Origin of the sequence: Pseudomonas sp. NPDC087598 (genome assembly GCF_044743525.1) — a bacterium.
GTDB lineage: Bacteria > Pseudomonadota > Gammaproteobacteria > Pseudomonadales > Pseudomonadaceae > Aquipseudomonas.
The window spans coordinates 1-22,889 of the sequence record NZ_JBIUWQ010000039.1 but is presented as its reverse complement, the minus strand read 5'-3'; the positions used below and the strand labels follow the sequence as shown (position 1 = coordinate 22,889).

Annotated in this window: 23 protein-coding genes; 12 read left to right on the top strand and 11 right to left on the bottom strand. The window is 60.3% G+C overall.

Annotation, left to right across the window (positions count from 1 at the left end; all coding sequences use genetic code 11):
* The 4 genes from coxB to ACIOWE_RS20035 form a co-directional block, all read left to right on the top strand.
* Nucleotides 1-995, top strand: a 995-nt coding sequence (coxB, locus tag ACIOWE_RS20050; RefSeq protein WP_401394927.1) for a cytochrome c oxidase subunit II, incomplete at its 5' end; no start/stop codon positions are given.
* Between the two features lie 82 nt (nt 996-1,077).
* Nucleotides 1,078-2,664 (top strand): cytochrome c oxidase subunit I, encoded by a 1,587-nt coding sequence (gene ctaD, locus ACIOWE_RS20045; protein ID WP_401394924.1) that lies wholly within the window; start codon nt 1,078-1,080, stop codon nt 2,662-2,664.
* A gap of 155 nt (nt 2,665-2,819) precedes the next feature.
* Nucleotides 2,820-3,371 carry a cytochrome c oxidase assembly protein gene (locus tag ACIOWE_RS20040; protein ID WP_401394921.1) on the top strand — a complete coding sequence of 184 codons (552 nt, stop codon included), beginning with the start codon at nt 2,820-2,822 and terminating at the stop codon, nt 3,369-3,371.
* Nucleotides 3,372-3,396: 25 nt separating this feature from the next.
* Complete coding sequence (locus tag ACIOWE_RS20035) at nt 3,397-4,284, top strand: cytochrome c oxidase subunit 3 (protein ID WP_201236128.1); 888 nt, start codon at nt 3,397-3,399, stop codon at nt 4,282-4,284.
* Between the two features lie 9 nt (nt 4,285-4,293).
* Here ACIOWE_RS20035 and ACIOWE_RS20030 read toward each other — a convergent pair whose 3' ends face one another.
* Nucleotides 4,294-4,497: a twin transmembrane helix small protein gene (locus ACIOWE_RS20030; RefSeq protein ID WP_041073718.1), complete on the bottom strand. Its 204-nt coding sequence runs from the start codon at nt 4,495-4,497 to the stop codon at nt 4,294-4,296.
* A gap of 70 nt (nt 4,498-4,567) precedes the next feature.
* Here ACIOWE_RS20030 and ACIOWE_RS20025 point away from each other — a divergent pair, with 70 nt between their 5' ends.
* From ACIOWE_RS20025 to ACIOWE_RS20005, 5 genes are read left to right on the top strand one after another with little or no spacing between them, the layout of a single operon-like run.
* Nucleotides 4,568-5,308: an SURF1 family protein gene (locus ACIOWE_RS20025; RefSeq protein WP_401394918.1), complete on the top strand. Its 741-nt coding sequence runs from the start codon at nt 4,568-4,570 to the stop codon at nt 5,306-5,308.
* Complete coding sequence (locus ACIOWE_RS20020) at nt 5,274-5,867, top strand: hypothetical protein (protein ID WP_401394915.1); 594 nt, start codon at nt 5,274-5,276, stop codon at nt 5,865-5,867. Before ACIOWE_RS20025 ends, ACIOWE_RS20020 begins: the two co-directional genes overlap by 35 nt.
* Before the next feature lie 10 nt (nt 5,868-5,877).
* A complete protein-coding gene (locus ACIOWE_RS20015; protein WP_401394912.1) occupies nt 5,878-6,957 on the top strand; it encodes a heme A synthase in 1,080 nt (359 codons plus the stop codon).
* Nucleotides 6,945-7,844, top strand: a complete 900-nt coding sequence (cyoE, locus tag ACIOWE_RS20010) for a heme o synthase (protein WP_038365028.1) — start codon at nt 6,945-6,947, stop codon at nt 7,842-7,844. The genes ACIOWE_RS20015 and cyoE overlap by 13 nt, the downstream gene beginning before the upstream one ends.
* Nucleotides 7,841-8,476, top strand: a complete 636-nt coding sequence (locus ACIOWE_RS20005) for an SCO family protein (protein ID WP_007911741.1) — start codon at nt 7,841-7,843, stop codon at nt 8,474-8,476. The genes cyoE and ACIOWE_RS20005 overlap by 4 nt, the downstream gene beginning before the upstream one ends.
* Before the next feature lie 191 nt (nt 8,477-8,667).
* On the opposite strand, the gene ACIOWE_RS20000 is transcribed toward ACIOWE_RS20005, so the two are convergent.
* The 3 genes from ACIOWE_RS20000 to ACIOWE_RS19990 all read right to left on the bottom strand — a co-directional run bounded on the left by ACIOWE_RS20000 (nt 8,668) and on the right by ACIOWE_RS19990 (nt 11,198).
* A complete protein-coding gene (locus ACIOWE_RS20000; RefSeq protein WP_166222191.1) occupies nt 8,668-9,438 on the bottom strand; it encodes a MetQ/NlpA family ABC transporter substrate-binding protein in 771 nt (256 codons plus the stop codon).
* A gap of 78 nt (nt 9,439-9,516) precedes the next feature.
* Nucleotides 9,517-10,191 carry a methionine ABC transporter permease gene (locus ACIOWE_RS19995; RefSeq protein ID WP_401394908.1) on the bottom strand — a complete coding sequence of 225 codons (675 nt, stop codon included), beginning with the start codon at nt 10,189-10,191 and terminating at the stop codon, nt 9,517-9,519.
* Nucleotides 10,191-11,198 (bottom strand): methionine ABC transporter ATP-binding protein, encoded by a 1,008-nt coding sequence (locus tag ACIOWE_RS19990; RefSeq protein ID WP_201236132.1) that lies wholly within the window; start codon nt 11,196-11,198, stop codon nt 10,191-10,193. Before ACIOWE_RS19990 ends, ACIOWE_RS19995 begins: the two co-directional genes overlap by 1 nt.
* A gap of 262 nt (nt 11,199-11,460) precedes the next feature.
* Between ACIOWE_RS19990 and katE the strand changes: the two genes are divergently transcribed.
* Entirely contained in the window at nt 11,461-13,602 is a 2,142-nt protein-coding gene (katE, locus tag ACIOWE_RS19985; RefSeq protein WP_401394904.1) for a catalase HPII, read from the top strand.
* A gap of 93 nt (nt 13,603-13,695) precedes the next feature.
* Here katE and ACIOWE_RS19980 read toward each other — a convergent pair whose 3' ends face one another.
* From ACIOWE_RS19980 to ACIOWE_RS19965, 4 genes are read right to left on the bottom strand one after another with little or no spacing between them, the layout of a single operon-like run.
* Nucleotides 13,696-14,409 carry a PA5502 family lipoprotein gene (locus ACIOWE_RS19980; protein ID WP_201236134.1) on the bottom strand — a complete coding sequence of 238 codons (714 nt, stop codon included), beginning with the start codon at nt 14,407-14,409 and terminating at the stop codon, nt 13,696-13,698.
* Between the two features lie 37 nt (nt 14,410-14,446).
* Nucleotides 14,447-15,235 carry a zinc ABC transporter permease subunit ZnuB gene (gene znuB, locus ACIOWE_RS19975; protein ID WP_401394900.1) on the bottom strand — a complete coding sequence of 263 codons (789 nt, stop codon included), beginning with the start codon at nt 15,233-15,235 and terminating at the stop codon, nt 14,447-14,449.
* Nucleotides 15,228-16,013 carry a zinc ABC transporter ATP-binding protein ZnuC gene (gene znuC / locus ACIOWE_RS19970; RefSeq protein ID WP_008081224.1) on the bottom strand — a complete coding sequence of 262 codons (786 nt, stop codon included), beginning with the start codon at nt 16,011-16,013 and terminating at the stop codon, nt 15,228-15,230. Before znuC ends, znuB begins: the two co-directional genes overlap by 8 nt.
* Entirely contained in the window at nt 16,013-16,495 is a 483-nt protein-coding gene (locus tag ACIOWE_RS19965) for a Fur family transcriptional regulator (protein WP_007911760.1), read from the bottom strand. Before ACIOWE_RS19965 ends, znuC begins: the two co-directional genes overlap by 1 nt.
* Before the next feature lie 66 nt (nt 16,496-16,561).
* Here ACIOWE_RS19965 and ACIOWE_RS19960 point away from each other — a divergent pair, with 66 nt between their 5' ends.
* Complete coding sequence (locus tag ACIOWE_RS19960; RefSeq protein ID WP_401394897.1) at nt 16,562-17,482, top strand: zinc ABC transporter substrate-binding protein; 921 nt, start codon at nt 16,562-16,564, stop codon at nt 17,480-17,482.
* A 128-nt stretch (nt 17,483-17,610) separates the two neighbouring features.
* Here ACIOWE_RS19960 and ACIOWE_RS19955 read toward each other — a convergent pair whose 3' ends face one another.
* Nucleotides 17,611-18,564 carry a homoserine kinase gene (locus ACIOWE_RS19955; RefSeq protein ID WP_401394894.1) on the bottom strand — a complete coding sequence of 318 codons (954 nt, stop codon included), beginning with the start codon at nt 18,562-18,564 and terminating at the stop codon, nt 17,611-17,613.
* A 61-nt stretch (nt 18,565-18,625) separates the two neighbouring features.
* Entirely contained in the window at nt 18,626-18,922 is a 297-nt protein-coding gene (locus tag ACIOWE_RS19950; RefSeq protein ID WP_401394892.1) for a DUF2782 domain-containing protein, read from the bottom strand.
* A gap of 74 nt (nt 18,923-18,996) precedes the next feature.
* Here ACIOWE_RS19950 and polA point away from each other — a divergent pair, with 74 nt between their 5' ends.
* Entirely contained in the window at nt 18,997-21,801 is a 2,805-nt protein-coding gene (polA, locus tag ACIOWE_RS19945) for a DNA polymerase I (RefSeq protein ID WP_401394889.1), read from the top strand.
* 408 nt (nt 21,802-22,209) lie between these two features.
* Here the strand turns inward: polA and yihA are convergent, their stop codons facing one another.
* Complete coding sequence (gene yihA / locus ACIOWE_RS19940; RefSeq protein ID WP_194936201.1) at nt 22,210-22,854, bottom strand: ribosome biogenesis GTP-binding protein YihA/YsxC; 645 nt, start codon at nt 22,852-22,854, stop codon at nt 22,210-22,212.
* Nucleotides 22,855-22,889 lie beyond the last annotated feature (35 nt).

The window sequence follows — 22,889 nt, the reverse complement described above, 5'->3', positions numbered from 1 at the left end:
CCATTTTCTGGATCTGTGTGGTGATCGGGATCATCGTCTTCGGCGCCATGTTCTGGTCGATGATGGTGCACCGCCGTTCTACCGGGCAGGTCGCCGCAAAATTCCACGAAAGCACCACCGTCGAAATCCTCTGGACCATCGTGCCGTTCGTGATTCTGGTGGCGATGGCCGTTCCGGCGACTGCCACCCTGATCAAGATGTACGACACCAGTGAGCCGGATATCGATATCCAGATCACCGGTTACCAGTGGAAGTGGCACTACAAATACCTGGGCCAGGACGTCGAGTTCTTCAGCAACCTGGCCACCCCCGCCGAGCAGATCCACAACAAGGAAACCAAGGGCGAGCACTACCTGCTCGAAGTCGACAAGCCATTGGTGCTGCCGACCGGGGCCAAGGTGCGCTTCCTCGTGACCTCCGCCGACGTTATTCACTCGTGGTGGGTGCCGGCCTTCGCGGTTAAACGCGATGCGATCCCGGGGTTCGTCAACGAAGCCTGGACCCGCATCGACAAGCCCGGCATTTACCGTGGGCAGTGCGCCGAACTCTGCGGCAAGGATCACGGCTTCATGCCGATCGTGGTCGAGGTCAAGGAGAAGGCCGACTACGACAAGTGGCTCGCCGACCGCAAAGCCGAGGCCGCGCAGCTCAAAGAGCTGACCAGCAAGGAATGGACGCTCGACGAACTCAAGGAGCGCGGCGACAAGATCTATCACACCACCTGCGTCGCCTGTCACCAGGCCGAAGGCCAGGGCCTGCCGCCAATGTTCCCGGCACTCAAAGGCTCGCCGATTGCCACCGGACCGAAAGCAGACCACCTGCACCGCGTGTATTTCGGCAAGCCCGGCACTGCGATGGCAGCGTTCGGCAAGCAGTTGTCGGAAGTCGATATCGCGGCGGTCGTGACCTATGAACGCAACGCCTGGGGCAACAACAAGGGCGACATGGTCACGCCAAAAGAAGTGCTGGAGCTGAAACAGGCGGAAAGCAAATGACCCGGTCTATCGCGCAGGTAATCCATCGGCCGGGGCATCGCGCCCCGGCCCGCCCAGCTCACTCGTTTACAGGAGACAGGCCATGAGCGCTGTAATCGATGACCACGGTCATGCCGACCACGCCCACGGCCCCGCCAAAGGCCTGATGCGCTGGGTGCTGACCACCAACCACAAGGACATCGGCACACTGTACCTGTGGTTCGCGTTTTCCATGTTCCTGCTGGGCGGCACGTTCGCCATGGTGATTCGCGCCGAGCTGTTCCAGCCCGGGCTGCAGATCGTTGAGCCGGCATTCTTCAACCAGATGACCACCATGCACGGGCTGGTGATGGTGTTTGGTGCGGTGATGCCGGCGTTTGTCGGCCTCGCCAACTGGATGATCCCGTTGATGATCGGCGCGCCGGACATGGCTCTGCCACGGATGAACAACTTCAGTTTCTGGCTGTTGCCGGCAGCGTTCATCCTGCTGGTCTCTACCCTGTTCACTGCCGGTGGCGGGCCGAATTTCGGTTGGACGTTCTACGCACCGCTCTCCACCACTTACGCGCCGGAAAGCGTGACCTACTTCATTTTCGCCATCCACCTGATGGGGATCAGTTCGATCATGGGCGCGATCAACGTGATCGCGACCATCCTCAACCTGCGCGCCCCCGGCATGACGTTGATGAAAATGCCGCTGTTCGTCTGGACCTGGCTGATCACCGCGTTCCTGCTGATTGCGGTGATGCCGGTACTGGCCGGGTGCGTGACGATGATGCTGATGGACATCCACTTCGGCACCAGTTTCTTCAGTGCCGCCGGTGGCGGTGACCCGGTGCTGTTCCAGCATGTGTTCTGGTTCTTCGGGCATCCTGAGGTGTACATCATGATCCTGCCGGCGTTCGGCGCCGTCAGCTCGATCATCCCGACGTTTTCGCGCAAGCCGCTGTTCGGCTACACCTCGATGGTCTACGCCACGGCGAGCATCGCGTTCCTGTCATTCATCGTCTGGGCGCACCACATGTTCGTGGTCGGCATCCCGTTGGTGGGCGAGCTGTTCTTCATGTACGCGACGCTGCTGATCGCGGTGCCGACCGGGGTGAAGGTGTTCAACTGGGCCAGCACCATGTGGCAAGGCTCACTGACCTTCGAAACGCCGATGCTGTTTGCCGTGGCGTTCGTGATCCTGTTCTCGATTGGTGGTTTCTCAGGGCTGATGCTGGCCATCGCTCCGGCGGACTTCCAGTATCAGGACACCTACTTCGTGGTCGCGCATTTCCACTACGTGCTGGTGCCAGGGGCAATCTTCGGGATCTTCGCCTCCACGTACTACTGGCTGCCGAAATGGACCGGTCACATGTACGACGAAACCCTCGGCAAGTTGCATTTCTGGTTGTCCTTCGTCGGCATGAACCTGACGTTCTTCCCGATGCACTTCGTCGGTCTGGCGGGGATGCCACGACGGATTCCGGACTACAACCTGCAATTCGCCGACTTCAACATGGTCTCGTCGATTGGCGCATTCATGTTCGGCACCACGCAGATTTTTTTCCTGTTCATCGTGATCAAGACCATTCGCGGTGGCCCGCCGGCACCGGCCAAACCGTGGGATGGCGCGGAAGGGCTGGAATGGAGCGTGCCGTCGCCGGCGCCGTATCACACCTTCACTACACCGCCGGAAGTGAAATGAAAACCTCCCCTGCTGAAGCAATCCCTGTGGCGAGGGAGCTTGCTCCCGCTTGGGTGCGCAGCGCCCACAAAATCTTTGGGGCTGCTGCGCAACCCAGCGGGAGCAAGCTCCCTCGCCACACAAGCTCGCTCGCACTTTCGGGGGAGGCATGAACCATGGCTGACTCGGTCTCGATGAAAAAACTCGTCACCCGCCTGCTCGGAGTAGTGGTGGCGATGTTCGTTTTCGGCTTTGCCCTGGTGCCGATCTACGACGTGATGTGCAAAGCCTTCGGCATCAACGGCAAGACTGCGGGGCAGTACGAGGGTGAACAAGTGGTCGACACTTCGCGGCAGGTGCGGGTGCAGTTTCTGTCGACCAACAACGTCGACATGCCGTGGGAGTTTTACCCCAAGCATGACGAACTGACCGCCAACCCCGGCGCGGTCAACGAGATGATCTTCATCGCCCGCAACCCCACCGACAAACCGATGAGTGCGCAAGCCGTGCCGAGCATCGCGCCGAGCAACGCGGCGGCGTATTTCCACAAGACCGAATGCTTTTGTTTTACCCAGCAGGTGCTGCAACCCGGTCAGCAGATCGAGATGCCGGTGCGCTTCATTGTTGACCGCGACATGCCCAAGGATGTGAAGCACCTGACGCTGTCCTACACGCTGTTCGATATCACCGCCCGTCATCCACCAGTGGCTGCAAATACTGGCGGTTAAGCGTGCCCGATAAGGAGAACAATAAATGGCAACTCATGAGCATTATTACGTTCCGGCCCAGAGCAAATGGCCGATCATTGCCACCTTCGGCATGGCCATCACCGTGTACGGCCTGGCGACCTGGTTCAACGATCTGAAAGCCGCACGCCCGGAATCCCACGGGCCGTACATCTTTTTCGTCGGCGGACTGCTGTTGGCGTACATGTTGTTCGGCTGGTTCGGCACAGTGATCAAGGAAAGCCGTTCGGGGCTATACAGCCCGCAGCTTGATCGCTCGTTTCGCTGGGGCATGAGTTGGTTCATCTTTTCCGAGGTGATGTTCTTCGCCGCGTTTTTCGGTGCACTGTTTTATGTGCGCCACATTTCCGGCCCGGCGCTCGGCGGTGAAGGCCCGAAAGGCATCGCCCACATGCTCTGGCCGAACTTCCAGTTCACCTGGCCGTTGCTGCACACCCCTGATCCGAAACTGTTCCCGCCACCGAAGGAAGTCATCAGCCCTTGGGGCCTGCCGCTGATCAACACGATTCTGCTGGTCAGCTCCAGCGTGACCATCACCATCGCCCACCATGCGCTGAAAAAGGGCCATCGCGGCGCGCTGAAAATCTGGCTGGCGATCACCGTGCTGCTGGGCTGCGGCTTCCTCGCCTTGCAGGCCGAGGAATACATGCACGCCTACCACGAACTGGGCCTGACCCTCGGTTCGGGCATCTACGGCGCAACGTTCTTCATGCTCACCGGTTTCCACGGCGCCCACGTGACCATCGGCACGATCATTTTGTTCGTGATGCTGATGCGCATCATGAAGGGCCACTTCGATGCCGAGCATCAGTTCGGTTTCGAAGCGGCGAGCTGGTATTGGCACTTCGTCGACGTGGTCTGGATCGGCCTCTTTATCTTCGTTTACGTGCTCTGAGGATCAGCACTACCAAGGCGCATGCGATACCAGTTGGCCGCTGTAAAAGCCCCAGGCGATCAAGCCGACGGTGGCAGCGGCCAATGCCACCCGAACACTCAAGGCGATGACCAGGCGATTTGAGCTGCTGTCGTCCTTGACCAGGAAAAACAGGCCGCTGAACAGGCTGATCACCGTGGCAATCAGCAGCACGACGATGGCTGCTTTGAGCATGGGAAGACTCCGGGGGACAGGCGATGCAGTTGAGTATAGCGATCGCGACGACTGACTTTGTGGCTCAGCCATGAAGCGTTTTCGTCCGGGCGTGATACCGACCGTGGTGGTGGCGTTGCTGCTGCCGCTGCTGGTGTCGCTGGGCTTCTGGCAACTGAGCCGTGGCGCGGAGAAAACCGCCCTGCTCGCCAGCTACGCCGAACGTCGCGCCGCCGAACCGATGGCCAGCAGCGAATTGCTGCACAGCGCCGATCCGGCCTTTCGCCGGGTGCATCTGCATGGCCAGTTCGATGCTGCGCACAGCCTGCTGCTCGACAACCGCCAGCGTAACGGCAAGGTCGGCGTGGAGCTGCTGCAACCGTTTCAGGACCGGGCCACAGGACTGTGGCTGCTGGTCAATCGTGGCTGGCTGCCATGGCCGGACCGTCGCGTAGCGCCACAATTCAGCACGCCTGCCGAGGCGCTGAGTATCGATGCCTGGGTCTACGTCGCTCCCGGCGCCACCTTCCAGTTGCATGCCGACCCGGTCAGCAGCACCTGGCCGCAAACCATCACCGCCGTCGAGCCGGCCAAGTTGTGGAAAACCCTCGGCCGCGACGGCCTCACCTACGAAGTGCGTGCAGAACAAGGCCCGGCCAGCTACGAGGCCGACTGGCCAGTAGTCGCCATGGGCCCGGAAAAACACCTCGGTTACGCCGTGCAGTGGTTCGCCATGGCCACCGCCCTGCTCGGCCTCTACGTCTATTTGGGCTTGCACAACGCAAAGGAGAAACACCATGGGAACGGCCATGAATCCACCCAGCATGTCTGAAGCGAAACCCGTCGCCAGTCGCCGTCGCGGACGCATCCAGCTGCTGCTGATCCTGCTCGGTGTGATCGGTCCGATGATCCTCGCCACCGGCATGTACAAATTGCAGTTCTGGGTACCGGATGGCCGCAGCTATCACGGCGAACTGATCGGCAATGGCCAGACCCGCGCCGACCTCGGCGTACAAGCCGATGAAGAGCGCTGGCAGATGCTGGTAACCGCGCCCAAGGATTGCGCGGTCGATTGCCAGCAGTTGGTGTACCTGGCGCGGCAGATCCAGATCGGCCTCGGTCGTGATGCCAGCCGCGCCAGCCACGCCCTGGCCGCCGCACAGCCTTTGGGCGCTGACTACGAAGCCAAGCTGACCCGTGAATATCCGCAACTGCAACGCTATCCACTGGATGTCACCACCTTCAGCAAGACCACTGGCGACAAGGCTACCCCGCAACTGTGGATCATCGATCCGCACGGCAATCTGGTGCTGCGTTACGACCCGAACGTCAAAGGAAAGGATCTGCTCAACGACCTGCGTCACCTGCTGAAACTGTCGAACATCGGATAAGGGCATCGTCATGGCCAAACCTGGATTTCGCCTCGCGCTGTTTGCCACCCTGCTGGCACTGATTGTGGTGCTGCTCGGCGCCTACACCCGCCTGACCCACGCAGGCCTGGGCTGTCCGGACTGGCCGGGCTGTTATGGGTTTATCAGCGTGCCGAAAAGCGAAGCCCAACTGGCCCATGCCGAACTGCATTACCCTGACTCGCCGGTAGAGGCGCACAAGGGTTGGAACGAGATGATCCACCGCTACTTCGCCGGCACCCTCGGCATGCTGATTTCGATTCTGGCCGGGCGCGCCTGGGTCAATCGGCGTCATCCGGGGCAGCCGCTGAAGCTGCCGCTGTTTCTGCTGGCGGTGGTGTTTGCGCAAGCGGCGTTCGGCATGTGGACAGTGACGCTCAAGCTCTGGCCGCAAGTGGTCACCGGGCATTTGCTTGGCGGATTTGCCACCTTGAGCCTGCTGTTTTTGCTGACGTTGAGGTTATCCGGCGTGTTGCCGGCGCTGACCGTGCCCAAGCGTTTGCAGTATTGGGCGACTGCTGGCCTGTTACTGGTGATCGGCCAGATCGCGCTCGGTGGCTGGGTCAGTTCCAATTATGCGGCGGTGGCCTGCATCGACTTCCCGACCTGCCACGGCCAATGGCTGCCACCCGCAGACTTCGCCAACGGTTTTCACCTGACTCAGCACATCGGCCCGAATTACCTCGGCGGGCAACTCGACAGCGATGCACGCACGGCAATTCATCTGACCCACCGAATCGGTGCGCTGCTGGTGACATTGGTTTTACTCGGCCTGGCCTGGCAACTGAAAGTGGTCGGCATGACGCGACTAGCCGGATTGGTGGTGATCGCCCTCGCCGCGCAAATCACCCTTGGCATCAGCAACGTGCTGTTTCATCTGCCGCTGCCGGTGGCCGTGGCGCATAACGCCGGCGGCGCGGCGCTGTTGCTGACCATGGTGCTGGTCAATTACCACGCGCGGACCAGTCTGGTCCGGGTCAAACAACCGGTGCTCGCACGCTGGCGCCTCAGCCCGCGTAAACACTCGGCCGCGCCCATCACAATAAAAGGAGAAACGCCGTGGCGATTCTGATTGGCGAACGACCGCATCAGGCGATCTGGCGTGATTATCTGGAACTGACCAAACCGAAAGTCGTGGTGCTGATGCTGATCACCTCGCTGGTCGGCATGTTCCTCGCCACTCGTGCCGGGGTGCCATGGACGGTGCTGGTGTTCGGCAATCTGGGCATCGCGCTGTGTGCCGGTGGCGCGGCGGCGGTCAACCATGTGGTGGATCGGCGCATCGATGCGGTGATGGCGCGCACGCACAAACGGCCTTTGGCCGAAGGCCGGGTTTCGCCTGCCGCAGCACTGACCTTTGCGCTGGTGTTGGCGCTGCTTGGTCAGGCGTTGCTGCTGACCTTCACCAACCCGCTGACGGCATGGCTGACGCTGGCCTCGCTGCTCGGTTACGCAGTGATCTACACCGGGTTTCTCAAACGCGCGACGCCGCAGAACATTGTCATCGGTGGCCTCGCCGGCGCCGCGCCGCCGCTGCTCGGCTGGACCGCCGCCACCGGCCACGTCAGCGCCGAACCGCTGTTGCTGGTGCTGATCATCTTCGCCTGGACGCCGCCGCATTTCTGGGCGCTGGCGATCCATCGCAAAGAGGAATACGCCAAGGCTGACATCCCGATGCTGCCAGTCACCCACGGCGAGCACTACACCAAAGTGCACATTCTGCTGTACACCTTCGCGCTGCTGGCGGTGAGTCTGCTGCCGTACGTGATCCACATGAGCGGCGTGCTCTACCTGATTTGCGCACTCGCGCTGGGCGCAAGGTTCCTGCAATGGGCCGTGGTGCTGTACCGTGGCACTCGGCCGCACGCGGCGATCAACACCTTCAAGTACTCTATCTGGTACTTGTTCCTGCTGTTCATCGCCCTGCTCGTAGACCACTACTTACTGTTGAACCTATGACTCGAACCCAGAAAACCGTCTTCATCCTCGTCGCCGTGATCGCGCTGATCCTCGGCCTGACCGTCAACAAAGTGCTGAGCGGCAAGGGCCAGGGCGACCCCACAGCGCTGATCGACGCCGGCATCATCCTGCTGCCGCAGAGCCGCAACCTGCCGGACGTGACGATGACCGATCAGGACGGCAAACCGGTCGCGATCAACGAATTGAAAGGCAAGTGGAGTCTGTTGTTCTTCGGTTACACCTTCTGCCCGGACATCTGCCCGACCACGTTGGCGCAGCTGCGGCAAATCAAGAGTGAATTGCCCAAGGACGCTGTGGATAAGTTGCAGATCGTATTGGTCAGCGTTGACCCGAACCGCGATAACCCGAAGCAGCTGAAGCAGTACCTGGGATACTTCGATCCGCAGTTTGTCGGCCTGACGCCGACCTCGATTGAAGAGCTGCAGAAAGTGGCGAACGCGGTGAGTATTCCGTTTATTCCGGCCGATACCAGCAAGCCGAATTACACCGTCGACCATAGCGGCAACCTCGCGGTAATTGGCCCGGATGGCACGCAGCGTGGGTTTATTCGTGCACCGCTGAACAACGCCAAACTGGTTGCGCAGTTGCCGGTGATGCTGAACCGCAAGTAACGCACCACTGGAAGCACCGGGACTCTTTGTGGCGAGGGGATTTATCCCCGTTGGGCTGCGAAGCGGCCCCAAAATCTGCAACTGCTGCGCAGCCGAACGGGGATAAATCCCCTCGCCACAAATGCAGTGCGGACAGCAGGCAAAAAAAAGGGGACGCTCATGGCGCCCCCTTTTTCGTTACAGCGCCAGAATCAGAACGCCGGCAATACCGCGCCTTTGTACTTCTCGGTGATGAATTGCTTCACTTCCGGGCTGTGCAGGGCGGCTGCCAGTTTCTTCATGGCGTCGCTGTCCTTGTTGTCCGCACGGGACACCAGGATGTTCACGTAAGGCGAGTCGTTACCTTCGATCACCAGCGCGTCCTTGGACGGATCGAGCTTGGCTTCCAGCGCGTAGTTGGTGTTGATCAGCGCCAGATCGACCTGGGTCAGCACGCGCGGGATGGTCGCGGCTTCCAGTTCACGGATCTTCAGGTCTTTCGGGTTCTGTGCGATGTCTTTGACGGTCGACAGAATGTTGGTCGGATCCTTCAAAGTAATCACGCCAGCCTTGGCCAGCAGCAACAGCGCACGGCCGCCGTTGGTGGCGTCGTTCGGGATCACCACATTGGCGCCGCTTGGCAGGTCTTTCAGATCCTTGATCTTGCTCGAGTACGCGCCCAGCGGTTCCAGGTGCACGCCAGTCACCGCCACCAGGCTGGTGCCCTTGGCCTTGTTGAACTCATCAAGGTACGGCTGATGCTGGAAGAAGTTCGCGTCCAGACGCTTTTCAGCGACCTGTACGTTCGGCTGAATGTAGTCGGTGAACACCTTGACCTTCAGATCCACGCCTTCTTTGGCCAGCGCCGGCTTCACGAATTCGAGGATTTCCGCGTGCGGCACCGGAGTGGCGGCAACGGTCAGGGTTTCGGCGTGGGCCGAGAATGCCGCAACGGCAGCGAAAGCAGCGATCAGTTTTTTCATTCAGCTAACTCCTTTTCAAAGCGCCCGTCTTGGCGCCTGCCAGCGAATGGCCGGCTCATCTCTAAGTTACAAAACCGGTTATTTGCGCGAGAAATGTACGACCAGTCGATCACCGACCATCTGCAGCACTTGCACCAGGATCAACAGCAGCACCACGGTAACGATCATCACGTCGGTCTGGAAACGCTGATAACCGAAACGGATCGCCAGGTCACCCAGACCACCGGCGCCGACTACACCGGCCATCGCCGTGTAGGACACCAGTGTAATCGCCGTCACTGTAATCGCCGCGAAGATGCCCGGACGGGCCTCTGGCAGCAAAGCGTTCATGATGATCTGCCGCGTGGTCGCGCCCATCGACTGAGTCGCTTCGATGATGCCGCGATCAACTTCACGCAGCGCGGTTTCCACCAGACGCGCGAAGAACGGCGTAGCGCCGACCACCAGCGGCGGAATCGCACCGGCCACGCCCAGCGACGTACCAGTGATCAGCACGGTGAACGGGATCATCACGATCAACAGAATAATGAACGGCAGCGAACGCAGGATGTTCACCGCCAGCGACATGAACGCGTAGACGCCACGGTTTTCCAGGAGCTGACGCGGGCTGCAGAGAAACAGCAACACGCCCAGCGGCAGGCCGAGCAGCACGGTGAACAGCAGCGAACCACCGAGCATCAGCAGGGTGTCGCCGGTCGCCAGCCAGATTTCGTACCAGTCGATATTGGTGAAGAAACTGATCAGATCTTCCATTAGCGCAATACCTCCATGTGAACGTCAGCGGCGGTGAAGCGGGCGAAGGCCGCTTCCATGTCGCCACCGGTGACGGCGAGGGTCAATTGCCCGTACGGAATGTCTTTGATGCGGTCGATGCGACCGGCGAGGATGCTGTAGTCGACGCCGGTTTCCCGGGCGACGGTGCCAAGCAATGGCGCGTAGGTCGCTTCGCCCTGGAAGGTCAGACGCACAATACGACCGGGCACGTGAGCGAAGTCATCGCGCTGCTCGCTTTCGTCGATCTGCTCGCTTTCCTGGACGAAACGCTTGGTGGTCGGGTGCTGCGGATGCAGGAACACATCGGCAACCGAACCTTGCTCGACGATTACACCGGCATCCATCACGCCGACCTGATCGCAGACACGGCGGATCACATCCATCTCGTGGGTGATCAGGACGATGGTCAGTTTCAGCTCGCGGTTGATCTCGGCCAGCAGTTGCAGGACCGACGCCGTGGTCTGCGGGTCGAGAGCGCTGGTGGCCTCGTCGCACAGCAGGATTTTCGGCTTGGTCGCCAGAGCGCGGGCGATGCCGACGCGCTGCTTCTGGCCGCCGGACAATTGCGCCGGATACTTCTTTGCGTGATCGGACAGGCCGACGCGCTTGAGCAACTCGGCGACGCGCTTGTCGATGTCGCTGCTCGACAGCTCACCGGCCAGGGTGAGCGGCAACGCAACGTTGTCGGCCACAGTCTTGGAGGCGAGCAGGTTGAAGTGCTGGAAGATCATCCCGACTTGCTGGCGGAAACGGCGCAGGCCGTTGGCGTCCAGCGCGGTGACTTCTTCGCCATCGACGATGATCTTGCCGCCACTGGATTGTTCCAGGCGATTGATCAGCCGCAGCAGGGTACTTTTGCCCGCACCGGAATGACCGATCAGGCCGAAGACCTGACCGTTCTCAATCGTCAGACTGGTCGGGTGCAGGGCGGGAATGTCCTTACCGGCGACGCGGTAAGTCTTGTGGACGTTTTGAAACTCGATCACGTAGCGAACCTTGTGGGGCGCGTTAGAAAAGGATCAGCGGTTAGCCGGGCGCGCATTTTAGCCTGTCCGTATAGAGGTTCTTAGCATTTATTTCGCAATTAACCTTCGATTTGGCAATAACAAGATCAAAGGTCATAAAAAAGGAACGCCCAAAACCCTCATCAGTCACTAAGTAAGCGACTTGAAAACCCTGGGTACCGTGCCCGGGAACCACTCAAGAGTCCCCGACACGCATCGGGGTCAAACGAGGAGTTTACGACTGATGAGCAGCAAGAAGCCTACCTCCGACAAAAGCCAGATGGCCGGGACCGATACCAAGGATCGCGCCAACACCAATGCCAAACTCGACAGCCTGGAGAAATTCCGCTCCGACGCCACCGGTCAGGCGCTGCGCACCAATCAAGGTGTGAAAGTCGCCGACAACCAGAACACCCTCAAGGCCGGCCCCCGCGGGCCGTCGTTGCTGGAAGATTTCATCATGCGTGAAAAGATCACGCACTTTGACCATGAACGGATCCCGGAGCGCATCGTTCACGCACGTGGCACCGGCGCGCATGGTTTCTTTCAGGCTTACGAGAATCATGCAGCATTGACCAAGGCTGGCTTCCTACAGGATCCGGGGAAAAAGACGCCGGTATTCGTGCGCTTTTCCACCGTGCAAGGGCCGCGGGGCTCCGGCGACACCGTGCGTGACGTGCGTGGTTTCGCGGTGAAGTTCTTCACTGATGAAGGCAACTTCGACCTGGTCGGCAACAACATGCCGGTGTTCTTTATTCAGGATGCGATCAAGTTTCCCGACTTCGTCCACGCGGTAAAACCCGAGCCGCATAACGAGATACCGACTGGCGGTTCGGCGCATGACACGTTCTGGGATTTTGTTTCACTGGTGCCGGAATCGGCGCACATGGTCATCTGGGCGATGTCCGACCGGGCGATCCCGAAAAGCCTGCGCAGCATGCAAGGCTTCGGCGTGCATACATTCCGGCTAGTCAACGCCGAGGGTAAATCGCGCTTCGTCAAATTCCACTGGCGACCTACCGCCGGCACTTGCTCGCTGGTGTGGGATGAAGCGCAGAAACTTGCCGGCAAGGACACCGACTACCACCGTCGCGATCTCTGGGAAGCCATCGAAATGGGCGACTACCCGGAATGGGAGTTGGGTGTGCAGGTCATCGAGGAGGAAAACGAGCATGACTTCGATTTCGACATCCTCGACCCGACCAAGCTGATCCCCGAGGAGATCGTGCCGATTACGCCGCTGGGCAAAATGACCCTGAACCGTAACCCGGACAACTTCTTTGCCGAGACCGAGCAGGTTGCCTTCTGCCCGGGCCACATCGTACCGGGGATCGACTTCTCCAACGATCCGCTGCTGCAAGGTCGGCTGTTTTCCTACACCGATACGCAGATCAGCCGACTCGGCGGCCCGAATTTTCACGAACTACCGATCAACCGTCCGGTGGCGCCGTTCCATAACGGGCAGCGCGATGCTCAGCACCGCACGGTGATCGACAAGGGTCGTGCGTCTTACGAGCCGAACTCGATTGATGGCGGCTGGCCGAAGGAAACCCCGCCCGCCGCGCAGGATGGTGGTTTTGAAAGTTACCCGGAACGCATCGACGCGGCGAAGATTCGCCAACGCAGCGAGTCGTTCAGCGATCACTTTTCCCAGGCACGGCTGTTCTTCAACAGCATGAGTGCGCATGAGAAAGAACACATCATCGCGGCCTACAGCTTTGAGCTGGGCAAGGTTGAGCGTGAGTTCATCCGGGCACGTGAGGTGAACGAGATTCTCGCCAACATCGATCTGGAGCTGGCCAAACGTGTCGCGGCCAATCTGGGCTTGCCGGCACCGAGCAAAGGCACGGTAGAGGTGCGCAAAACCTCTTTCGACAATTCACCTTCGCTGAGCCAGGCCAACCTGTTGCCGGAGAACATCAAGACGCGAAAAGTGGCGATTCTTGCCGCGAATGGCGTCGATGGCGCGGCGATTGATGCAATGAAGAAGGCGTTGGCGGCTGAAGGTGCTCATGCCAAGTTGCTTGGCCCGACGTCAGCGCCAGTGAAGACTGCCGACGGCAAAACCCTGCCGGTGGATGCATCGATGGAAGGCATGCCGTCAGTGATTTTCGATGCGGTGTTTGTGCCGGGTGGAGCGGCGTCGATCAAAGCGTTGAGCGGTGATGGCGTGGCGTTGCATTACCTGCTGGAGGCGTACAAGCATCTGAAGGCGATTGCGCTGCACGGCGATGCCAAGCAGTTGCAGGATTTGCTGAAGCTGGAGGCGGATGCCGGGCTGCTGCAGGGCAAGGATGTGCCGGCGTTGACCAAGCCGTTCTTTGCTGCGATCAGGCAGCATCGGGTTTGGGATCGCGAGCCTAAGGCGAAAGCCATTCCGGCCTAAGAAATTCGGCGACTGGTAAGACGTCATCGCGGGCAAGCCCGCTCCCACAGGGATCACGCTGTACCTGTGGGAGCGGGCTTGCCCGCGATGCTTTTAGGGTTTACGCGGACTCAAGACCATCTGCGCCGGCACTGTGCGCAAGATCTGCTTCTGAATCTGCAGATCGAAATCCGGATTCAGTTTCTTCACCCGCTTGGTCAGCAGCGTCGACAACCACGGGTAATCATTAGTACGCGGCGCCTGAATGCTCACCGAGCACTCGTAATTCACCACATCGGCGGCGATCGCATCCAGTTGACGGCGAAGTTTGCGACTATCGGTGATGTTCAACGCAACCGTGGTGCTTTCGGCGGTCGGGTCGATCACTTTGGCTTTTGGCTTGGCTTCAGCCGCCAGCAACGCCGCCTCAGCCTTTTCCAGCTCAGCCTTGCGCGCTTCGGTGATTGCACCATTGACGCCACCGGTCAGCGCCGGCGCCTTGGGCATCAGCACACGGGCACGGCTCAACGCCGTCGCGGCCGCATTCACATCACCCTTTTGCAGGACGATCTGGCTGCGGCGCAGATACGCCTCGGCCAGTTGCCGCTGGTATTGCTCAAGGGATTGGTCGTTGGGGGTTTCAGCCTGCAAAGCGGCCAATTGGTCTTCGGCGGTGGCCAGTTCGCTGCTGGCCAGGCTTTGCTCCAGCTGTGCGATGGCCGTAGCCCGCGCATCGGGGACTTCGGCCACCGGCGGCGTGCTTTGACAGGCGCCCAGCAGCACTGAAAATGCAACAAGGAGCAGATAACGGGAGGCGAACGGCTTCATTCCTGCGACTCTCTAATTGCGCAAAAAGCGAGCAAGTCTACACCCCTCGACGGGGCAGAACAAAACTCAGCAGAAACAGTGCGGCCGCCGTCACAACGATTGACGGGCCGGCCGGGGTGTCCTTGAACCACGACAGCGCCAGCCCGCCGCACACGGCGAGTATGCCCAGCAGGCTCGCGCCCAGGGCCATCTGCTCCGGCGAACGGGCGTGACGCTGTGCCGCAGCCGCCGGGATGATCAATAGCGAAGTAATCAGCAATACACCGACAATTTTCATCGCCACCGCAATCACTACCGCAATCAACAGCATCAGCGCCATGCGTAGACCCGCCACCGGCAGGCCTTCGACCTTGGCCAGCTCTTCGTGCACGGTGATTGCCAGCAGTGGCCGCCACAGTGCCACCAGCACAACCAGCACCGCCGCGCTGCCACCAAGGATCCACGCCAGATCGGTCGGACTGATCGCCAGCAGGTCGCCGAACAGATAGGCCATCAGGTCGATCCGCACTTCATGCATGAAGCTTAGTACCACCAGCCCGAGTGAGAGCGTGCTGGGTGCGAGAATTCCCAAAAGCGTGTCGGACGCCAGCGGTTGACGCTGTTGCAAGGTCACCAGCAGCACCGCCAGCAGCAGGCAGCCGACGGTCACTGCGACCGTCGGGCTGACATCCAGTAGAAAACCCAACGCCACGCCGAGCAATGCCGCGTGAGACAAGGTGTCGCCGAAATAGGCCATGCGCCGCCAGACCACGAACGAGCCGAGCGGTCCTGCAACAATCGCCAGCGCCAGACCTGCAAGCAGGGCATACAACAGAAAATCAGCCATGCTTGCAGTTGTCTCCGTGAACGTGAGGTTGGCCGATAACCGGCCCTTTGACGACCGAGCCATGCAAGTCGTGAGCATGGTCGTGATGATGGTGATAGACCGCCAGACTCTGGGCATTCTTGCCAAACAGCTCGACAAACGCCGGATCGCCGCTGACCTGCTCGGGATGCCCGGAGCAGCAGACGTGGCGGTTGAGGCAGACCACCTGGTCGGTGGTGCTCATCACCAGATGCAGATCGTGGGACACCATCAATACGCCGCAGCCATGGCGGTCACGCAGACGGGTGATCAGGCTGTACAGCTCGGCTTGCCCGGCGACGTCGACGCCTTGCACCGGCTCGTCGAGCACCAGCAATTCCGGCTCGCGCAGCAGCGCCCGGGCCAGCAGCACACGCTGCATTTCGCCGCCGGAAACGCTCTGCACCGGGCTGTCGATGACATGCTCGGCGCCCACTTCTTTCAACGCCGCCAACGCACGCGGACGATCAACGCCTGGCACCAGGCGCAGAAAGCGCAGCACCGAAAGCGGCAGGGTCGGATCGACGTGGAGTTTTTGCGGCATGTAACCGACGCGCAGTTTCGGCTTGCGCCAGACACTGCCGCTGTCCGGCTTCAACAGCCCGAGCACGGCACGCACCAGCGTGGTCTTGCCGGCGCCATTAGGGCCGATCAGCGTGACAATTTGCCCCGGCTCGACGCTCAGCTCGATGTTGTCCAGCACGGTCTGCCCGGCAAACGTGACGGCAACCTGTTCCAGACGGATCAGCGCGTTGCTCATCAAGCCCCCTGGCAACCGGAGCAGAGGCCGACGACTTCGACGGTCTGTGCTTCGACGATGAAACCGACGTCCTTGGCGCTATTGATGATCGCGTCGCTGATCACTTTTTGCTCAAGCTCGATGGCAGCATGGCAATCGCGGCAGATCAGGAACTGGCCCTGATGCGCATGCTCAGGATGCACACAGCCAACGAAGGCGTTGAGCGAGGAGATGCGGTGCACCAGACCGTTTTCGAGCAGAAAATCCAGAGCCCGATAGACGGTTGGCGGTGCGGCACGACGGCCGTCCTGCTCGCTCAGCACGGCGAGAATGTCATAGGCGCCCAGTGGCTTGTGGCTCTGCCACACCAGTTCCAGCACCCGGCGGCGCAACGCGGTCAGGCGCAAGCCTTTCTGGGCGCACAAGGTATCGGCCTCGGACAAAGCGCTGTGCACGCAATGAGAGTGATCGTGGGGACGGCTGGCAATCGGTGTAATAGGCATGGGCGGCGACGAGTTTTGATAGAGACGTTATTATGTTACCCGTTCTCGCCTCCTTGAGTGGTCATCGTGTCCCGACTTTTTTCTGTTTTTGTGGCATTTGTCGCCAGTTTTCTGCTGATCGGTTCGGCTCAGGCCGAGGTCAAAGTCCTCACCAGCATCAAGCCGTTGCAGCTGATTGCTGCGGCAGTGCAGGACGGTGTGGCGATTCCCGAAGTGCTGCTGCCGCCCGGCGCCTCGCCACACAATTACGCCCTGCGCCCGTCCGACGTACGGAAGGTGCAGTCGGTGGATCTGCTCTACTGGATCGGCCCGGACATGGAAGGTTTCCTGCCACGCGTGCTGAACGGTCGTACGCTGCCAAGCGTGGCAGTGCAGGATCTGCCGGGGATGAAACTGCGTCGCTTTGCTGAAGACAGCCATTCCCACGCCGAAGAGGCCGACGAGCATGATCACGATCACCGTCCGGGCACACTGGACGCACATTTGTGGCTATCGCCGGTCAACGCGCGGGTCATTGCCGACAAGATGGCGGCTGACTTGAGCGCTGCCGACCCGGCCAACGCCGAACGCTATCAGAGCAATGCCAAGGCTTTCGACGAGCGTCTGGATGCACTGGATGTGCTTTTGAAGAAGCGTCTGGCGGGTGTTGAAGGCAAGCCTTACTTCGTCTTTCACGAGGCGTTTGATTACTTTGAAGAGGCTTACGGCCTGAAGCACACCGGCGTGTTCAGTGTGGCAGCCGAAGTGCAGCCGGGCGCGCAGCATGTCGCGGCGATGCGCAAGCGTTTGCAGGAAGTCGGCAAGACCTGTGTGTTCAGCGAGCCGCCATTGCGGCCACGTCTGGCCGAGACACTGGTGGCAGGTCTGCCGGTAAAACTGGCTGAGCTGGATGCGTTGGGCGGGTACACCCCGGCGACCGCTCAGGGCTATGAGCAGGTACTGGAGAAGTTGGGCAATGATCTGGCCGGTTGCCTGGAATCGTTGTAACAAACCAAAACCTGTGGCGAGGGAGCTTGCTCCCGCTTGAGTGCGCAGCACTCACAAAAATCTGGCTGACTGCCAGAATTTTGGGGACGCTGCGCGGCCCAGCGCGAGCAAGCTCGCTCGCCACAGTTTCAGAGGGCGAAAGGTAGCGGAGTCTGAACCTGCTGCCTCTGCGCCAACCGCTGTTCAAATTCCTGCGGATCGTGAATCAGCACATCCTGCCCGGCAAACTGCTCAGCCGCGATCAACCGCGACAGCCAGAACCGCACACAGGCCACGCGCAACATCGTCGGCCACAACTCGGCCTCCGCCGCTGTGAACGGGCGTAATGCCGCATAAGCACCGAGGAACGCCCGCGCCCTTGGGCCATCAATCACCCCGTCGTCGTCCGAACACCAGTCGTTCAGGGCAATCGCCACGTCGTAGAGCATCGGCCCCGAGCAGGCGTTGTAGAAGTCGATCAGCCCGGTCAGGTGCGTGCCTTCGAACATCGCGTTGTCGCGAAACAGGTCCGCGTGAATGTTCGCCCGAGGCAGCGCAAGAATCTTCTCTTTGCGCTCAGTGATTTCATCCAGAGCCTTTTGCAGCAAGGCACGCGGCTCATCGCTCAGGTGCGAGAGCAACTCGGTACCCTCCTCCAGCATCCAGTCCAGGCCACGGTCGGTCTTGCGTTTGATCATGCGCTCGCCTTGGGTCGCCAGGTGCAGATGCGCCTGCAACTCACCGACCTGCACGCAATGCTGGGCATTGGCGACTTTGATGTGCTTGCCCGAAAGGCGCGGCTGCAACAGCGCCGGTTTACCCTTCAGCTCACGCAACGCGACGCCGTCGGTGGTGCGCAGGGCATAAGGCACCGGCAGATCAGCCTCGTGCAGCACGTCGAGCAGGTCGATGAAGAACGGCATCTCTTGCACCGGGCCGCGCTCGACCAGGGTCAGGACGAATTCGCCCTGCTCCAGGCTGATGAAGAAATTGGTGTTTTCACTGCCGGCGGCGATCCCCTGGAAATCGAGCAGACGGCCGAGCCCGTAGGGGGCGAGAAAGGTTTCCAGCTCGGGCCGAGCCAGGGGGGTGAACACAGACATGGTTAAAAACTGCTCAGTTCTGGCGCCGCTTTCGCGCGGCGCCGATTAAAAGTCGGGAAACTTACTTCCAGGTAAAAATTTCCCACGACGGAATCAGCATATCCGGCTGGTCGGAGCGTATGTAGTTCGCGTCCGTACCATCGGCGCGAACCAGGAAATACGGCTTTCCGCCCTTCGGCGTGACCTTGATCGCATACACGAAGCCACTCCGGCTGTATTCCTGAATGACCTTGTCGCCTTCCGTGTGCGTGTTGATGGTAACTTCCGGCTCATTTGCCGGCGCATCATCCGCCGCCATCACGGCCAAAGGTGAGGCAGCAATCAGACCGACCAGCAGCAAGCGATTTAACGTACGCATGATAACCTTGTCCCTTTGTCGTCAACGGTCCCGCTATTCTAGCGCCGGACCCGCCGAAAAGGTTGATCCTGCTCATGAGCCAAGCCCCCCTCGTCCTGGTGGACGGTTCGTCTTACCTGTACCGCGCTTTCCACGCCCTGCCACCGCTGACCACCTCCAAAGGCCTGCCGACCGGCGCGGTCAAGGGCGTGTTGAACATGCTCAAGAGTCTGCGCAAGCAGTACCCGGACAGCCCGTTCGCGGTGGTCTTCGACGCCAAGGGCGGGACCTTTCGCGATGAGATGTACGCCGAATACAAGGCCAACCGCCCAAGCATGCCCGACGACATGCGCGTGCAGATCGAACCGCTGCACCAGAGCGTGATCGCGCTCGGCTTCCCGTTGCTGTGCGTTGAAGGTGTCGAGGCCGACGACGTGATCGGCACCCTCGCCCGCAGCAGCGCGGCGGCGGATCGGCCGGTGATCATCTCGACCGGCGACAAGGACATGGCGCAACTGGTCGATGGCCACATTACCTTGGTCAACACCATGTCCGGTAGTTCGATGGATGTGGAAGGCGTGAAGGAGAAATTCGGCGTCGCACCGGAGCAGATCATCGATTACCTGGCGCTGATGGGCGACTCTTCCGACAACATCCCGGGCGTTCCCGGTATCGGCCCGAAGACCGCTTCCGGCCTGCTGGTCGGCGTCAACGGCGGCCTCACCGAGCTGTACGCGAATCTCGACATTGTGCCGACCCTGCCGATTCGCGGCGCCAAGACCCTCCCGGCCAAGCTCGAAGAACACAAGGAGATGGCGTTCCTCTCCTACCAACTGGCGACCATCAAGGTCGACGTGCCGCTGGACGTCGAACTCGACGACCTGCAAATGGGCGCGGAAGACCCGGCCAAGCTCTACGAGCTGTACACCCTGCTGGAATTCAAGAGCTGGATCAATGATCTGGATCGCGACGCCAAACGTCTGGAATTGAGCGCAGCCAGCGAGCCTGCGCCGGCGGGCGATCTGTTCAGCGCACCAGAAGCCGAGGCGCCTGCCGCTCCCGCTGAAGCCGCTTACGAAACCATCCTCGATCAGGCGCGTTTCGACGTCTGGCTGGAAAAGCTGAACAACGCCAAGCTGTTCGCCTTCGACACCGAAACTACCGGCATCGACGCACAACAGGCGCAACTGGTCGGTCTGTCGTTCGCCGTGCAGGCCAACGAAGCCGCGTACATTCCGCTGACCCACTCCTACATCGGCGTACCGGAACAACTGGATCGCGACACCGTGCTACGCGCACTCAAGCCGATTCTGGAGGACCCGAGCAAGCTCAAGGTTGGCCAACACGCCAAGTTCGACATGAACATCCTGGCCAACTGCGCCATCGGTGGCGACCAGAACAACGGCATCACCGTGCGCGGCATCGCTTTCGACACGATGCTTGAGTCCTACGTGCTCAACTCCACCGCCACCCGTCACGACATGGACAGCCTCGCGCAGAAGTACCTGGATCACACCACCGTGAGCTTCCAGGACATCGCTGGCAAAGGCGCCAAGCAGCTGACCTTCGACCAGATCGCTCTGGAACAGGCCGGGCCGTATGCTGCGGAAGATGCCGACATCACCCTGCGTCTGCACCAGACCCTGTTCGAAAAGCTTAGCGCCATCCCGAGCCTGGCCAGCGTTTTGACCGACATCGAAATTCCACTGGTGCCGGTGCTGGCGCGCATCGAGCGTCAAGGCGCATTCGTCGATGCTGAACTGCTCGGCATTCAGAGCATTGAGCTCGGCAACAAAATGGTGGCGCTGGAGCGCGAAGCGTTCGAGATCGCCGGGGAAGAATTCAACCTCGGCTCGCCGAAGCAACTGGGCGTGATTCTCTACGAGAAACTCGGTCTGCCGGTGTTGAAAAAGACTGCCAAGGGTCAGCCGTCCACCGCTGAGGAAGTGCTGGCGAAACTCGCCGAAGACGATCACCGCTTGCCGAAGGTGCTGATGGAGCACCGTTCGATGAGCAAGCTGAAAAGCACCTACACCGATCGCCTGCCGGAGCAGATCAACCCGCGCACCGGGCGCATCCACACTTCGTATCACCAGGCGGTAGCATCGACCGGGCGTTTGTCCTCCAGTGATCCGAACCTGCAGAACATTCCGGTGCGCACTGCGGAAGGCCGACGCATTCGTCAGGCTTTCGTCGCGCCGAAAGGCTACAAACTGCTGGCGGCGGACTATTCGCAGATCGAACTGCGGATCATGGCCCACCTGTCCAAAGACGAAGGCCTGATGAACGCCTTCCGCAATAATCTCGACGTGCACACCGCGACCGCTGCCGAAGTGTTCAAGGTCGAACTCAACGAAGTGACCTCAGACCAGCGCCGTGGCGCCAAGGCGATCAACTTCGGCCTGATCTACGGCATGGGCGCGCAGAAGCTCGGCAAGGACATCGGCGTCGACACCAAGACCGCCAAGGCTTACATCGATACGTACTTCGCGCGCTATCCAGGGGTTCGTGAGTACATGGATCGCACTCGCGCCCAGGCGGCGGATCAGGGTTATGTCGAAACCTTCTTCGGCCGTCGCCTGTACCTGCCGGAGATCAACTCCAACAAGCCACAGGAACGCGCAGCAGCCGAACGCACGGCGATCAACGCGCCGATGCAGGGCACCGCAGCCGACATCATCAAGAAAGCCATGGTGGCAGTGGATAACTGGCTGGCGACGTCCGGGCTGGACGCCAAAGTCATCCTGCAAGTGCACGATGAACTGGTGCTGGAAGTTCGCGAGGATCTGGTCGAGCAGGTCAGCAGCGAGATTCGCGTGCACATGAGCGAAGCGGCGAAACTGGATGTGCCGCTGCTGGTCGAAGTGGGTGTGGGCAACAATTGGGATGAGGCTCACTGAGCCATTTGAACTCGGTCTGCCGCGACATGGCGTCGCGGCAGAGCCGGTAAAACCTGCTTATTTCGAAAAGCACTTGGGATTATTCCAAAGCTTTTTGAAAAAATTCTGAACTAATCTGGAAGGACACTACTCAGAGTTACTGAATGGCTGGTGAAGCCCTTCGATGCTCCTATGTTGTGTTAAGTGTTGGCAGATATCTGAACCCCGCCCTAGCGGTTCGGAACTTGAACCCCGGAATTTCTCCCTCCCCAATGAAATCCGGGGCTTTTTTTGCCAAAAATTTGTCTGTAGCGCGTTCATGCCGCGTTGAAAGCACAGCTCAAATGCTCATTTAGGTCCCCTAAACTCCGCTTTCCACTGCCCTTTCGCCTTGCCTGAACACACTACAAACAAATTTCCCTATCCCGCCTACTCGGCAGCCGCCTCGGTGCCTTTGTCTGCCAGTTCCATCCAGCCTGCCAGGACAGTGTAGGCCTCTTCCAGGCCCATGCGTTTTGGCGCGGAGAACAGCTGGATGGTGACCAAATCACCCCAACCCTTGCGGATTTCCGACTGCACCTTGAGCAGGGTGTTCTTGGCGGCGCCGTAGGTCAGTTTGTCGGCCTTGGTCAGCAGGATGTGCATCGGCATGCCGGCCGCAACGGCCCAGTCGAGCATCAGCAGGTCGAAGTCGGTCATTGGATGACGGATGTCCATCATCAGAATCAAACCCTTCAAACTCTCGCGGCCACCGAGGTACGCCTCAAGGTGACGCTGCCAGTGCATCTTCAACGGGATCGGTACTTTTGCGTAACCGTAGCCCGGCAGGTCGACCAGACGCCGATCTTCGTCTAGCTTGAAGAAGTTCAACAGCTGTGTGCGACCCGGGGTTTTCGAGGTCCGCGCCAGGCTGGCGTGAGTCAGGGTGTTCAGGGCGCTGGATTTGCCGGCGTTGGAACGACCGGCGAAGGCCACTTCAAAGCCCTCGTCGTCAGGGCACTGATCGACTTTGGCGGCACTGAGCATGAATGTGGACTGTTGGCACAGGCCGAGGATGGGATTCTTGAGTTGCATGGGATTTCCGATGTGGGCGGCGCCGGGATTGGGCG

Bases quoted from the DNA above. Each gene is read 5' to 3' on its own strand.
- ctaD (WP_401394924.1), top strand. From the start codon at position 1,078: ATGAGCGCTGTAATCGATGACCACGGTCATGCCGACCACGCCCACGGC.
- ACIOWE_RS20040 (WP_401394921.1), top strand. From the start codon at position 2,820: ATGGCTGACTCGGTCTCGATGAAAAAACTCGTCACCCGCCTGCTCGGA.
- ACIOWE_RS20035 (WP_201236128.1), top strand. From the start codon at position 3,397: ATGGCAACTCATGAGCATTATTACGTTCCGGCCCAGAGCAAATGGCCG.
- ACIOWE_RS20030 (WP_041073718.1), bottom strand. From the start codon at position 4,497: ATGCTCAAAGCAGCCATCGTCGTGCTGCTGATTGCCACGGTGATCAGC.
- ACIOWE_RS20025 (WP_401394918.1), top strand. From the start codon at position 4,568: ATGAAGCGTTTTCGTCCGGGCGTGATACCGACCGTGGTGGTGGCGTTG.
- ACIOWE_RS20020 (WP_401394915.1), top strand. From the start codon at position 5,274: ATGGGAACGGCCATGAATCCACCCAGCATGTCTGAAGCGAAACCCGTC.
- ACIOWE_RS20015 (WP_401394912.1), top strand. From the start codon at position 5,878: ATGGCCAAACCTGGATTTCGCCTCGCGCTGTTTGCCACCCTGCTGGCA.
- ACIOWE_RS20005 (WP_007911741.1), top strand. From the start codon at position 7,841: ATGACTCGAACCCAGAAAACCGTCTTCATCCTCGTCGCCGTGATCGCG.
- ACIOWE_RS20000 (WP_166222191.1), bottom strand. From the start codon at position 9,438: ATGAAAAAACTGATCGCTGCTTTCGCTGCCGTTGCGGCATTCTCGGCC.
- ACIOWE_RS19995 (WP_401394908.1), bottom strand. From the start codon at position 10,191: ATGGAAGATCTGATCAGTTTCTTCACCAATATCGACTGGTACGAAATC.
- katE (WP_401394904.1), top strand. From the start codon at position 11,461: ATGAGCAGCAAGAAGCCTACCTCCGACAAAAGCCAGATGGCCGGGACC.
- ACIOWE_RS19980 (WP_201236134.1), bottom strand. From the start codon at position 14,409: ATGAAGCCGTTCGCCTCCCGTTATCTGCTCCTTGTTGCATTTTCAGTG.
- znuB (WP_401394900.1), bottom strand. From the start codon at position 15,235: ATGGCTGATTTTCTGTTGTATGCCCTGCTTGCAGGTCTGGCGCTGGCG.
- znuC (WP_008081224.1), bottom strand. From the start codon at position 16,013: ATGAGCAACGCGCTGATCCGTCTGGAACAGGTTGCCGTCACGTTTGCC.
- ACIOWE_RS19965 (WP_007911760.1), bottom strand. From the start codon at position 16,495: ATGCCTATTACACCGATTGCCAGCCGTCCCCACGATCACTCTCATTGC.
- ACIOWE_RS19955 (WP_401394894.1), bottom strand. From the start codon at position 18,564: ATGTCTGTGTTCACCCCCCTGGCTCGGCCCGAGCTGGAAACCTTTCTC.
- ACIOWE_RS19950 (WP_401394892.1), bottom strand. From the start codon at position 18,922: ATGCGTACGTTAAATCGCTTGCTGCTGGTCGGTCTGATTGCTGCCTCA.
- polA (WP_401394889.1), top strand. From the start codon at position 18,997: ATGAGCCAAGCCCCCCTCGTCCTGGTGGACGGTTCGTCTTACCTGTAC.
- yihA (WP_194936201.1), bottom strand. From the start codon at position 22,854: ATGCAACTCAAGAATCCCATCCTCGGCCTGTGCCAACAGTCCACATTC.